11 protein-coding genes and 1 pseudogene are annotated in these 11,585 nt (G+C 66.1%); 9 read left to right on the top strand and 3 right to left on the bottom strand.

Annotation, left to right across the window (positions count from 1 at the left end; genetic code table 11):
* Both CYJ10_RS22785 and fliD read left to right on the top strand, forming a co-directional pair.
* Window positions 1-927 carry a YkgJ family cysteine cluster protein gene (locus CYJ10_RS22785; protein WP_257993469.1) on the top strand — a complete coding sequence of 309 codons (927 nt, stop codon included), beginning with the start codon at window positions 1-3 and terminating at the stop codon, window positions 925-927.
* Between the two features lie 181 nt (window positions 928-1,108).
* Window positions 1,109-2,566 (top strand): flagellar filament capping protein FliD, encoded by a 1,458-nt coding sequence (gene fliD / locus CYJ10_RS22790; RefSeq protein WP_101683720.1) that lies wholly within the window; start codon window positions 1,109-1,111, stop codon window positions 2,564-2,566.
* Between the two features lie 345 nt (window positions 2,567-2,911).
* Here the strand turns inward: fliD and CYJ10_RS22795 are convergent, their stop codons facing one another.
* Window positions 2,912-4,471 carry a methyl-accepting chemotaxis protein gene (locus CYJ10_RS22795; RefSeq protein WP_101683721.1) on the bottom strand — a complete coding sequence of 520 codons (1,560 nt, stop codon included), beginning with the start codon at window positions 4,469-4,471 and terminating at the stop codon, window positions 2,912-2,914.
* A gap of 324 nt (window positions 4,472-4,795) precedes the next feature.
* On the opposite strand from CYJ10_RS22795, the gene CYJ10_RS22800 reads away from it, so the two are divergent.
* Window positions 4,796-5,392, top strand: coding sequence for a PAS domain S-box protein (locus CYJ10_RS22800; RefSeq protein ID WP_101683722.1), 597 nt, complete (start codon window positions 4,796-4,798; stop codon window positions 5,390-5,392).
* 65 nt (window positions 5,393-5,457) lie between these two features.
* Window positions 5,458-5,992, top strand: a pseudogene (locus CYJ10_RS22805) (dihydrofolate reductase family protein).
* An 87-nt stretch (window positions 5,993-6,079) separates the two neighbouring features.
* Here the strand turns inward: CYJ10_RS22805 and pdxR are convergent.
* Window positions 6,080-7,507 (bottom strand): MocR-like pyridoxine biosynthesis transcription factor PdxR, encoded by a 1,428-nt coding sequence (gene pdxR, locus CYJ10_RS22810; RefSeq protein ID WP_101683723.1) that lies wholly within the window; start codon window positions 7,505-7,507, stop codon window positions 6,080-6,082.
* A gap of 90 nt (window positions 7,508-7,597) precedes the next feature.
* On the opposite strand from pdxR, the gene CYJ10_RS22815 reads away from it, so the two are divergent.
* Window positions 7,598-8,029, top strand: a complete 432-nt coding sequence (locus CYJ10_RS22815; RefSeq protein ID WP_101683791.1) for a cupin domain-containing protein — start codon at window positions 7,598-7,600, stop codon at window positions 8,027-8,029.
* Window positions 8,030-8,052: 23 nt separating this feature from the next.
* Complete coding sequence (locus CYJ10_RS22820) at window positions 8,053-8,508, top strand: carboxymuconolactone decarboxylase family protein (protein ID WP_101683724.1); 456 nt, start codon at window positions 8,053-8,055, stop codon at window positions 8,506-8,508.
* 38 nt (window positions 8,509-8,546) lie between these two features.
* On the opposite strand, the gene CYJ10_RS22825 is transcribed toward CYJ10_RS22820, so the two are convergent.
* Window positions 8,547-9,101: a host attachment protein gene (locus CYJ10_RS22825; protein ID WP_101683725.1), complete on the bottom strand. Its 555-nt coding sequence runs from the start codon at window positions 9,099-9,101 to the stop codon at window positions 8,547-8,549.
* Between the two features lie 374 nt (window positions 9,102-9,475).
* Here CYJ10_RS22825 and CYJ10_RS22830 point away from each other — a divergent pair, with 374 nt between their 5' ends.
* Genes CYJ10_RS22830 through CYJ10_RS22840 form a run of 3 tightly spaced genes read left to right on the top strand, consistent with a single transcriptional unit; the run spans window position 9,476 to window position 11,568 of the window.
* Window positions 9,476-10,129: a PepSY-associated TM helix domain-containing protein gene (locus CYJ10_RS22830; protein ID WP_101683726.1), complete on the top strand. Its 654-nt coding sequence runs from the start codon at window positions 9,476-9,478 to the stop codon at window positions 10,127-10,129.
* A gap of 42 nt (window positions 10,130-10,171) precedes the next feature.
* Window positions 10,172-10,693 (top strand): DUF2271 domain-containing protein, encoded by a 522-nt coding sequence (locus CYJ10_RS22835; RefSeq protein ID WP_101683727.1) that lies wholly within the window; start codon window positions 10,172-10,174, stop codon window positions 10,691-10,693.
* Window positions 10,694-10,719: 26 nt separating this feature from the next.
* On the top strand, window positions 10,720-11,568 hold the full coding sequence (locus CYJ10_RS22840) for a DUF4198 domain-containing protein (RefSeq protein WP_101683728.1): 849 nt from the start codon (window positions 10,720-10,722) through the stop codon (window positions 11,566-11,568).
* The last annotated feature ends 17 nt before the right edge of the window (window positions 11,569-11,585 follow it).

An 11,585-nucleotide genomic window follows, 5' to 3' on the forward strand; every position in this document is an offset into this window, starting at 1 on the left:
ATGGTGGACGGTGATCGCGTCGCGGTCGGTTTTCAATGCACCGCCTGCGGCAAGTGCTGCAATTCCCCGCCGCTGATGAGCATGGACGAGTTGTTCCGCCACGCCGGTCGCTTTGTCGGGGCGCTGTCGCTGCGCCGCGTGCGGCCGCCACGGGTCGGCATCCGGCACGTGGTGGACGGGCACCTCGTGGAGGTCACGGCTGACGATGTGGCGGCGTTTGCCGCGCTGGCGCGCCGCCAGGGTCATCCGCTGCCGAATGGCGACGTGCTGATGATCGCCACGCAGGCCATCGACTATCCGTCGCGCGGGCGCTGTCCCGCACTGGCCGACGATGGCCGCTGCACGATCCACGCGTCCCGCCCATCCACCTGCGCCATGGTGCCGCTCGACGCCTGGGTGCCAGACCGGCTCCAGGCGGTGTCGCTGGCGGCCAAGCGACGCGGCGGCGATCACGATATCGGCGCCGACTGCCTGGCCGTCGTGCCGTCCACGCCATCGCCGTCGCCGTCGCGTCCTCGGCCGGGTGGCCATATCCCGCTGGTTGTGGCGGGGGCGGTTGCCGACCGCGACTACGCCGCAGCGCTGGCCCGGCGCCGCGACGATGAGGCCGACGACAAGCATCAATGGGGCGATGCCGTGTACCGCCTGCTGGCGCCCGAACTGCTGGGCCCGGCACGCGGCATCGAATCCATCCCCTTTGCCGGCTACCGAACCTTGCCGCTGGTGCCGGTGCTGGCCGTGCTGGCCAATGGCGGGCCCGAGACCCGGGCCCGCTGCCTGAGCTACATCGGCGCCCAGCGACGGCTGATCGCCGCATCGCTCGAGGCCGCCTTGGCCCGGCGCCGTGTCGATGACAAACCGATGACGGCACAGCTTCGGCAGTTCGACGCCACTTTGTCTGCCTTGGGCCAACGCCTGGCGCACTGACTTATTTGTGCTGTATAAAGCTCATGTATCGGATTTAGCCCGTCTTCGTATCATCTTTGTATCGTTTCTGTATCAAAAAGCCTAAAGAACCACTTTGCGTCGACGTAAACCTGGATGTCAGGACATTCAGGTGACGCAGCGCCTGGGTGACAAGAAACGAACAAGAAGAAGGGCACACACCATGGCAGCGATTTCCTCCCTCGGGGTTGGGGCCAACCTCGAACTGTCCACATTGCTGGACAAGTTGTCCGCCGCCGAGCGCGCGCCGCTGACGGCACTGGACAACCAGCACGCGGCGTACCAGACCCGCCTGACCGCCTATGGGACGGTCAAGAGCATGCTCACCAGCTTCCAGGCCACGGCCAAGGCGCTGATGAACCGGGACACGTTCGGCGCGGTCAAGTCCGCGGTGGGCAATTCCGACATCATGACGGTGACCACCGCCGCCAACGCCGTACCGAGCGACCTCAGCGTCAACGTGACGCGCCTGGCGCAGGCCCAGTCGCTGGCCGGCACCGGGTACGCCAAGCAGGACGTGCAGATCGGCTCGGGCACGCTGACGTTCGAGTTCGGCACCACGACCGGCTGGGACGAAGCCAGCGGCACCTACCTGAGCCCCGGGTTCAACCCCAATGCGTCCACCACCGACGTCCCCAACCCCCGCACGGTCACCATCGACCCGGGCAAGGGGTCGCTGCAGGACATCCGCGATGCCATCAACAAGGCTGGCATCGGCGTCAAGGCCAGCATCATCAACGATGGCAGCGCCACGCCGTACCGCCTGATCCTGACGTCGGACAAGACCGGCGAGACGATGAGCATGCGCGTCTCGGGTTCGTCGCCCGAGCTGCAAGGGGTGGCGGGCTACGACCCGACCACGCCGGGCTCGAACGCGATGAAGGAAACGCTGCGCGCCACCAATGCGGCGCTGACGGTCAATGGCATCGCCATCACCAGCACCAGCAACACCGTGGTGGACGCCGCGCAGGGCGTGACCATGACGCTCAAGAAGACCGGCACGACGTCGCTGTCGATGACGCAGGACACCGACAGCATCAAGAACGCCGTGCAGGCGATGGTGACCGCGTACAACAACATCCAGTCCTCGATCAAGTCGCTGACCTCGTTCGACACCAAGGCGATGACCAAGGGTGCGCTCAACGGTGACTCGTCGATCCGCGGCATCCAGACGACCATCCGCGCCGTGCTGAACACGCCTGAAGCGGGCATGCCGGCCAAGGCCCCGACCATGCTGGCCGCGATTGGCGTGTCGATGCAGAAGGACGGCACGATGGCCATCGACAGCAAGAAGCTGGACGCCGCGCTGAAGGACAACCTGCCCACCGTGACGCAGCTGTTCTCGGGCGACGGCACCACGGGTGGCTTCGGCCGCCGACTGTCCGATGCGGTGGACAAGATGACCGGCGAAAGCGGCCCGATCGGCGCGGTCACGACCGGCATCGAGCGCAGCATGAAGGACATCGAGAAGCGCTACGAGGACTTGAGCACCCGCATCGACGGGAAGATCGAGCGCATCCGCAAGCAGTTCACCGCGCTCGACCTGGCGGTGGCCCAGATGAACAACACCAAGAACTACCTCACGCAGCAGTTCCAGGCGTTGACGAACTCGAAGAAGTAAGACGTTCCAGGCTGGCGCCTGGGGTGGGAAAGGGCGATGGCTTTGGCTGTCGCCCTTTTTGTTTTATCGCGTGGGTGGGACTGATCCGATCGCTTCATCTGCTCGCCAAGTCAGGGCTCGCCATGCCATGGAGGCGGTAAAAATCAGCGATGGGGCTTCCACGGCAAGCGCCTGCAGCGAGAAGGCGGCCGCGAGATCTTTGGGGGCAGCAAGGACATCGGCACAGTGCATTCGCCGAAAACAAAACGGCCCGCATCGCTGCGGGCCGGCAAGTCTGGCAAAAACGCTATAACGCTTTCACGCGTTTCTTTTCGGACTTCCCCTTCCTTACAACGCCTACAACTTCTACAACGCCCCCGCCAATCGGAACTGTCCTACCGCGCGGTGCAGGGCATCGGCCTGGTCTTCCAGCGATGCCGCGGCCGCCGTGGCTTCTTCCACCAGTGCGGCGTTCTGCTGTGCCATCTGGTCCATCTGGGATACGGCCTGGTTGACCTGCTCGATGCCGCCGGTCTGTTCTTCGGTGGCCGCGCGCATTTCGCCCATCAGGTCGGTCACGCGTTTCACGGCGCCGACGATGTCTTCCATGGCCTTGCCGGCGCCTTCCACCAGCGTGGCGCCGTCTTCCACGCGCTGCGCGGAATTGTCGATCAGGCCCTTGATTTCCTTGGCAGCGGTGGCGCTGCGCTGGGCCAGGCTGCGCACCTCACCGGCCACCACGGCAAAGCCACGGCCCTGCTCGCCCGCGCGGGCGGCTTCCACGGCGGCGTTCAGTGCCAGGATGTTGGTCTGGAAGGCGATGCCTTCGATCACGGCGATGATGTCCACGACCTTGCCCGACGCGGCCTTGATCTCGCCCATTGTTTCCACCACCTTGTGCACGATCTCGCCGCCACGGACGGCGATGTCCGATGCGCCTTCGGCCAGGTGCGCGGCCTGGCGCGCGTTATCGGCGCTCTGGCGCACGGTGCTGGTCAGTTCCTCCATGCTCGCAGCGGTTTCTTCCAGCGAGGCGGCCTGTTCCTCGCTGCGGCGCGACAGGTCGACGTTGCCCGCCGCAATCTGACGCGCGGCGCCGGCGATGGAATCGGCCGACCCGCGAATCTGGCCGATGGCGCCGGTCAGGCGCGCCTGCATCTGCTGCATGTTGTACAGCACGCTGTCGCGGTCGTTAGGCGCGGTTTCCACGTGGGTGCCCAGGTCGCCATCGGCGATGCGCGCGGCGATCCGGGACGTCATCGCCGGTTCGCCGCCAAGCTGCCGCTGCAGGCTGATCGAGATGCGCACCATCACCACGCTCATCAGCGCGCCCACGGCAACCAGCCAGCCCAGCGCCTTCCAGAGCGCGGTACGGAATTCGGCCTGGATGTCGTCGAGGTAGAGGCCGGCAATGAAATTCCAGTCCCACGGCCTGAAGTTCAGCGTATAGCTGAGCTTGGGCTGCGGGGCGTCGGCGCCGGGCTTGGGCCACAGGTATTCGATGAAACCCTTGCCGGTGGTCTTGCCGATCTGGGCGATGTCGCGGAACAGGTAGACGCCATTGGCATCTTTCATGTCGGACATGTTCTTGCCGTTGAGCTCGGCCTTGATGGCATGCATCAGCACCACGGTGTCGGAGCGCATGATGGTGAAGTAGCCGTCGGCGCCAAAGCGCATGGCGCGCACGCGGTCGATGGCCTGCTTCTGCGCGTCTTCGGCGCTGATCTTGCCGGCGCGGGCCATGGCCTCGTATTCGGCAACCACTGAATTGGCGGTGTCGGTCACCTGTTCCAGCGCGACCTTGCGATCCTGCAGCCGTTGCTCGCGCATCTGCCAGACGTTCCACAACGTGATGGCCAGCAGGCAGACCCAGCTCAGCACCAGCGGCAGCATGAGCTTCTTCCTCAGACTCAGTTCTTGCAACATCCCATCTCCTCCATTTCGCTTCGTTGATCGTCGGGGCGCTTTTCGAGACGTCCTCTCTATGAGCGGCGCTAACGGTCGGCCAACGCGGAAACTTGATTGAGGATTGCTACCAATATGGGAATAGTGAAGAGGGCGCCGCTTTCTGATGGCCGCGCGGTCCGGAGGGCAGTATCTGCGTCGCCAATGACCTCCCGGACGGTGGCTGGCTATGGCAGTATCTCCAGATTCGTCGAATCTGACGCAGGTGCTGCGGATCGGTACAACGCAGCGAAAGCAAACGGCGCAGATAGAGAGCGAACAGAGCGGACAAGAGCGGATAGAGCCATGGAGCGATTGACCGAAGACGCTATCCTCACCCTGGCGGAAGGCGCGCAGGAAACCGTGTTCCTGGTGGACCGGGGCGGCATCGTCCGCTATGTCAATGCCAGGTGCGCCGACACGCTGGGCTTCACCCGGTCCGATGTCATCGGACAACCCATCATCGAACTCGTGCTGCCTGGCGATCGGGACCGCACGCTGAAAGAAGCGGCGCAGGTGGTGGCCGGACGGGATCGGGTGGGGTTTGAAAACCGCTATCAGCATCGCGATGGCCGGGCGATCTACCTGGCCTGGCAGGCCAATTGGCTCCACGCGCATCAGCTGCGCATGGGCTTTGCGCGCGACGTCACGGCGTTGCGGCAACCGGCCTGCGAACATATGCTGGCGTCGGATCTTCTCGGCTTGCTGGACCCCGTCGAGCGCGACGTGCTGGTGCTGCTGCTAACCGCGGCTTCCGAAAGCCAGATCGCCAGCCGCCTGGGCCTGGGTGCGGCCAGGACGCAGACGCTGGTGCTCAGCGTGTTTCGCAAGCTGGGCGTGCCGGGCCGGCTGGGCCTGATGAGCCTGTGCCTGCGCGGGCTGGAAGCGCCTGTCGAAGCCTGACCGGCATCCCGTAGCGGCCCGCGACACGCCGCGCCTCAACCACCACGCAGAACCACAAGACCTTGATGATTACCGGACACGTTTTCATTGCCACCAGCCTTGATGGCTATATTGCACGGCCTGATGGCGACATCGGCTGGCTTCTGGAGGGATGATCCCGCCGAAGACCACGGCTACTCCGACTTCATCGCGGACAAGGACATGATCCTGATGGGCCGCGGCTGCTACGAGAAAGTGCTGACGATGGGTGACTGGTTCTACGACCGCCCCGTGCTCGTCCTTTCCCGGCAACTGGCGGGCCAGCCCGTGCCCGCGCATCTGCAGGGCAAGGTCCGGTTTTCGGATGCCACGCCGGCCCAGGCCTTTGCCGAACTGGCGGCCCAGGGCGTGCGCCGCGTTTATGTCGATGGCGGCCAACTGGTTCAGTCGTTCCTGCGCGATGGACTGATCTCCGACATGGTGGTCTCCACGGTGCCGGTGCTGATCGGGGCGGGCAGGCCGCTGTTCGGTGCCTTGCCGCGCGACGTGGGCCTGGCGCTCGAATCGAGCCGGCACTTCCCGTCGGGGCTGGTGCAGTCGACCTGGCGCGTGCTGCGCTGAACGACGGCGCTTGCCGCATCCCACGCCAGGGCGCAAGCCAGCTTGCTGGTCACGGCCAGCGCCTTGAGCTTGCCGGTCTGGTGGGCGTCACGCGAACTTGCGGATCAGCTGCTGAAGGCGATCGCAGGCGTTGGGCACCTGATGCTCGATCGCCGTGGCCACGCCGAGCAGCAGCCCGGCGCGCTGTGTGTCCGCCGAGCAGTAGAACCCCGACAGCGGCGCGGGCGCCAGGCCGTAGGCATAAGCTTCGCGGGCGATACGCCGGTCGTCCGCGCCATCGGGCAACTGCACAACCACGGCTAGGCCGGCCGGATAGGCATGGAATTGCCGCGCCGCCAGCGCGTCCAGCAGCGTCTGACTTCGCGCCGCATAAATACGCTTCATGTGCCGCAGGTGCCGCAGGTAGTGCCCATCGTGCATGAATGCCGTGGTGGCCATCTGCACGGCTGGGCCCGGTGCGGACCCCAGGCAGGCCACGGCTTCCTCGAACCGCCCCACCAGGTCAAGCGGCACCACGGCAAAGCCGAGCCGCAGGGTCGGGCTGATGGTCTTGCTGAAGGAGCCGATATGGATCACGCGGCCTGCACGATCCAGCGATGCCAGCGCCGGTGCGGCGCGGCGACGGAGCTGGAGTTCGCCCAGGTAGTCGTCCTCGACGATCCACGCGTCGGTGCGGCTGGCCCAGTCGAGCAGTTGCATCCGGCGCGCCAGTGAAAGGGTGGGGCCCAGCGGCGCCTGCTGGCCGGGCGTGACCAGCGCCAGCGCGGCATCGGGGGCGTGGCGTTCGCCGTAGCCGATGTCCATCCCTTCCTCGTCCACGGGCACGGGCACGGGCCTGAACTGGGCGATGGCCAGCGCGCTGCGGCTGATCATGAATCCGGGGTTTTCGACCCACGCCTGGCGCCCCGGAGCCTGGATCACGCGCAAGGCCACGCCAAGCGCCCCGGTGAAGCCGGCCGCGATGAAGATCTGCGACGGCTGGCAGGCGATGCCGCGAGCCAGCGCCAGGTGCGCGGCAATCTCGCGTCGCAGCGCATGTTCGCCGCGCGGGTCGGGATAGGACGCGGGCGCCTCGATTTCGTCACGCGCCGCGCGGGCACGCAAACGCGCAAACAACGTGGCCGGAAAGCAGTCCGACGCCGGCACGCCCATCTGGAATACCGCCGGGCCGGGCAGAAAGTGCTGGTACAGCGCCGATTGCAGATCGGTCTGCACCGGGCGTCCGGGATCGGCCACATTGCGCGCTTTCGGCGCCAGGTCGGCAACGCGTGTGCCCCCGGCGCGCGACGACACCAGCCACTGCGCGTCCACCAGCCGCTCGTAGGCGGCCTTGACCGTGCCGCGCGCCACGCCAAGCTGTGTCGCAAGATCCACCCACGACGGGAGCCTGGCCCCTGGCACCAGCACCTGGTTTTCGATGGCGCTGGCAATGCCAAGCCGGATCTGCTCGGCGAGCGATGTTGACGACTGGCGGTCGAGCGTCAGGTCCAGCTTGAGGTGGAGCGGGGGTGTCATGGGGTCTGGTGCAGCAGGATTTGCGGTTTTTGGTTCTTTTACATGCACTACCGGGCGTCCATGATTCTATCCATCAACCAGGAGATGAACATGAAACCCCGAAGCCTTCTTGTATCGATCCTCGCTGCGGCGGGGCTGGCCGTCAGCGGCGCCGCCATCGCCCACGGCGCCACGGACCATGGCGCGGCCGAGAGCGTCAAGCCGAACTTCTCGCACGCTATTCCCAATATCCCCGGAAAGTCGGTGGTCGCCGTGGAGGTTGACTATGCACCCGGCGGGGCGTCGAAGCCGCATGTGCATGCCAAGTCGGCGTTCGTCTACGCTTATGTGGTGTCTGGCAGCATTGCCAGCAAGGTGAACGACGGGCCCGAGCGCGTCTACAAGGCCGGCGAATCGTTCTACGAGGAGCCCGGCTCGCGCCATCCCGTCAGCCGCAATGCGAGCAAGACCCAGCCGGCAAAGCTGCTGGCCGTGTTTGTCGTCGACACCGACGACAAGAATCTGACCACCTACGAGCAATGATCGCCGCGCAAAAGGAGCGTGAAATGAGACTGGACTACACCAAGGCAGCGCCGAATGGCGTGAAGGCATTCGGCGGCGTGTATGGCTACATCATGCAGTCGGGGCTGGAAGACGTGCTCGTCGACCTCGTCTATCTGCGCGTCAGCCAGATCAACAACTGCGCCTATTGCCTGGACATGCACACTCGCGACCTGATCAAGAAGGGCGTGTCGCCGCAGAAGCTGGCGCTGGTGCCGGCCTGGCACGAGGCGGGCGCGCTGTTCAGCGACCGCGAGAAGGCCGCGCTGCGCTGGGCCGAATCGGTGACCCGTGTGGCGGATACCCACGTGCCCGACGCCGATTTCGACGTGGCCGCTGCAGCGTTCAACGAGAAGGAGCTGGCCGACCTGACGATGGCCATCGGCCTGATGAATGCGTTCAACCGGCTGGCCATCAGCTTCCGGCGCGGGCCGGAGTCGGCACAGGCGGCGCAGGGCTGAAACTGAAACCCTGAAGCAGGTGGCCTGCCGGGCGGGGCCTAGCGCATCAGCAGGCTGTCGATGGCATTGCCGCCGCCCTGGCCCGTGCCGATGCGCGGATCGCGGCGCGCCGGCATGATGCCGTCGTCGGCCATGCGCTGCTGCAGGTCCTGATCGGGAAGCTGGCAATAGTCCTTGCCCAGTTCCCGTGTCACCGCATCGCAGACCGACTGCGGCATAGCCTTGGGCAGCAGCCCTAGAAAGCGCGGCGGCGCGATGACCGCCAGTTCGTCGAAGCGCTGCTTGTTGCGGGCATCCTTCAGCATCTTGGCCACCCGGCGCGCAAACAGCTGCGCTTCCTGGTGGATCTCATCCTCGCCCGCCGATGACACGACCGTGGCCATGCGGCCAGCGTGCGCAGCGGGATGACCGGCATCACCTTGCACGGACGCCTGCGGCCGCCGGCCGTAGGCGTCGCGCCGCGGGTCGGCATTGTCCGCGTGGGCGCCGGCATCCGTGATCTTCTCGACCTCTTCCAGGCGCGCATTGTCGCCGCGTGCGGCAACTATCCTCGCGACACCCTCGTCCGCAACAAGGATCCAGACTGTTTTCATGAGACGTCTCCGATTGCGGCCTGGGAATCAGGCCCATGGAAACAAGGCCTGCAAGCGCCACGCCACCCGGCCGACCCGGCAGGTTCTGGGCGCGCAGCGCCCGATATGCGGAGCAAGGGCGCCCCGGATTGCAGGTTGGTCCGGCAGCGACGCAAGATTTGCCGCCTTGCCCGGCGCGGCCAGGCTTGCTATTCAGCCGCAGCGTAATCAACCGTAACCAAAACAACCCCGCCCTGCAGGGGGGCACGGGTTGCCGCACCAAATGAGAACAATTATCATCCTTCGGCCTGTGGCGATATTGTGATGTCATCGCCAGTTTCCGCAGCGGATGACGCGCCGTCCGGCGCACCCCGCGCATCGTCTCCAGCACCCGAATGACCGACACCGCGCCAGTTTCCGGCCAGCAGCGCCGCGCGTTCTGGCTCAAGCATCTTCACCAGTGGCACTGGATCAGTTCCGCGATCTGCCTGATCGGGATGCTGATGTTCGCCCTTACCGGATTCACGCTCAACCACGCCGGCCAGATCGAGGCCAAGCCGAAGGTCGTCACGCGCACCGAGGCGGCGCCGCGCGAAGTGGTCAGTGCGCTGCGCAGCGCCATGCCGGCCGGCGCCGACACGAAGAACCTGAAGGGGCCCGTGCCGCCGGTGCTGGCCGACTGGCTGGCGCGCACGCTCGACGTCGACGCGGCCGGGCGCGACGCCGAATGGTCGGCCGATGAAATCTACGTGGGCCTGCCGCGTCCCGGCGGCGATGCCTGGGTCAGCGTGGCGCTTGATTCCGGCGAGGTGCAGTACGAATTCACTTCGCGCGGCGCGGTCTCGTACCTGAACGACCTGCACAAGGGCCGCAACACGGGCCGGGCCTGGAGCCTGTTCATCGATGTCTTCGCCATCGCCTGCCTGGTGTTCAGCGTGACGGGTCTGTTCCTGCTGAAGCTGCATGCGTCGGGCCGCGTGGCCACCTGGCCGCTGGTGGGTGCCGGGCTGGTGATTCCGCTGCTGCTGGCCATCCTGTATATCCACTGATCCGCTTCACTTCCCATTCCATCGAGAAAGGTAGTTTTGACAATGCGCCGACTCCTGACCGTCACCGTGACTGGCCTTGCCGCTGCGCCGCTGGCGCCCGCCATGGCCGCCGACCTGAACGTCAAGGTGGAGATTCCCCGCCTGAACGTGGCCGAATACCACCGTCCGTACGTGGCGACGTGGATCGAGCGCGCCGACCAGAGCCCGGTGCAGACGCTGGCCGTCTGGTACGACGCCAAGAACAAGGAAGGCGAGGGCACGAAGTGGCTCAAGGACATGCGCCAGTGGTGGCGCAAGGCCGGCCGCGACATGCAGATGCCCGCGGACGGCGTGTCCGGCGCCACGCGCGCACCGGGCGAGCACGCCCTGAGTTTCAAGGACGGCAAGGCCCCGCTGGGCAAGCTGCCGGCCGGTGACTACCAGCTTGTGGTCGAAGCCGCGCGCGAAGTGGGCGGCCGCGAACTGGTGCGCGTGCCGTTCTCGTGGCCGGCCAAGGCCGCCCAGACCGCCAGCGCCAAAGGCGAACACGAACTCGGCGGCGTCACCGTCGAAGTCAAACCTTGATGCGAACCGACGAACGGAGTCCGACGATGACCAAACCTGCCCGCCTCTCTACCCGCTTCCCTGCGCGTCTCACCACCCGCCTCGCCGTCGTGGCCCTGGCCGCCCTAGCGCCGCTGGCTGCCCACGCACACCGCCAATGGCTGCTGCCGTCGGCCACCGTGCTGTCCGAGAAGGACGCCTGGGTGACCGTGGACGCTGCCGTGTCCAACGACCTGTTCTACTTTGAACACGTGCCGATGCGGCTGGACAACCTTGCGGTGACCGCGCCCGATGGCAAGACCGCCGTGTCGGCGGAGAACGCATCGACCGGCAAATACCGCAGCACGTTCGACCTGCACCTGACCCAGCCCGGCACCTATCGCGTGGCCGTGGTCAACCAGGGGGTCTTCGCAAGCTGGAAGGAAAACGGCCAGACCAAGCGCTGGCGTGGCGCCGCCGATACCTTCGCGAAGAACGTGCCGGCAGGCGCGCAGGACCTGCAGGTGAACGAAATCGCCGGCCGCATCGAGACCTACGTCACCAACGGCCGTCCGACCAAGCAGGTGCTGACGACCACCGGCAAGGGCCTGGAGCTGGCGCCGATCACCCATCCGAACGATCTGATCGTCGGGGAAACGGCCAGCTTCCGCCTGTTGCTCGACGGCAAGCCGGCGGCCAGCCAGAAGGTGTCGGTGGTGCCGGGCGGCATTCGCTACCGCGACCGCCTGAACGAGATCGAGGCCACGACCGACGCCGACGGCAAGTTCAGCGTCAAGTATCCGGCGCCGGGCATGTACTGGATGGAAGCCGAGACCCGCGACGACAAGACGTCGATCAAGGAAGCCAAGGGGCGCCGTGCCACGTACGCCGTGACGGTGGAAGTGCTGCCGCAATAAGAACACCCCAGGACCCG

Source organism: Cupriavidus pauculus, from assembly GCF_002858765.1.
Lineage (GTDB): Bacteria > Pseudomonadota > Gammaproteobacteria > Burkholderiales > Burkholderiaceae > Cupriavidus > Cupriavidus pauculus_B.

What these genes read in the sequence shown, in the direction of transcription:
- CYJ10_RS22835 (WP_101683727.1), top strand. Translation starts at nt 10,172, where the DNA reads ATGCGCCGACTCCTGACCGTCACCGTGACTGGCCTTGCCGCTGCGCCG.
- CYJ10_RS22800 (WP_101683722.1), top strand. Translation starts at nt 4,796, where the DNA reads ATGGAGCGATTGACCGAAGACGCTATCCTCACCCTGGCGGAAGGCGCG.
- CYJ10_RS22785 (WP_257993469.1), top strand. Translation starts at nt 1, where the DNA reads ATGGTGGACGGTGATCGCGTCGCGGTCGGTTTTCAATGCACCGCCTGC.
- pdxR (WP_101683723.1), bottom strand. Translation starts at nt 7,507, where the DNA reads ATGACACCCCCGCTCCACCTCAAGCTGGACCTGACGCTCGACCGCCAG.
- CYJ10_RS22830 (WP_101683726.1), top strand. Translation starts at nt 9,476, where the DNA reads ATGACCGACACCGCGCCAGTTTCCGGCCAGCAGCGCCGCGCGTTCTGG.
- CYJ10_RS22795 (WP_101683721.1), bottom strand. Translation starts at nt 4,471, where the DNA reads ATGTTGCAAGAACTGAGTCTGAGGAAGAAGCTCATGCTGCCGCTGGTG.
- CYJ10_RS22820 (WP_101683724.1), top strand. Translation starts at nt 8,053, where the DNA reads ATGAGACTGGACTACACCAAGGCAGCGCCGAATGGCGTGAAGGCATTC.
- fliD (WP_101683720.1), top strand. Translation starts at nt 1,109, where the DNA reads ATGGCAGCGATTTCCTCCCTCGGGGTTGGGGCCAACCTCGAACTGTCC.
- CYJ10_RS22840 (WP_101683728.1), top strand. Translation starts at nt 10,720, where the DNA reads ATGACCAAACCTGCCCGCCTCTCTACCCGCTTCCCTGCGCGTCTCACC.
- CYJ10_RS22815 (WP_101683791.1), top strand. Translation starts at nt 7,598, where the DNA reads ATGAAACCCCGAAGCCTTCTTGTATCGATCCTCGCTGCGGCGGGGCTG.
- CYJ10_RS22825 (WP_101683725.1), bottom strand. Translation starts at nt 9,101, where the DNA reads ATGAAAACAGTCTGGATCCTTGTTGCGGACGAGGGTGTCGCGAGGATA.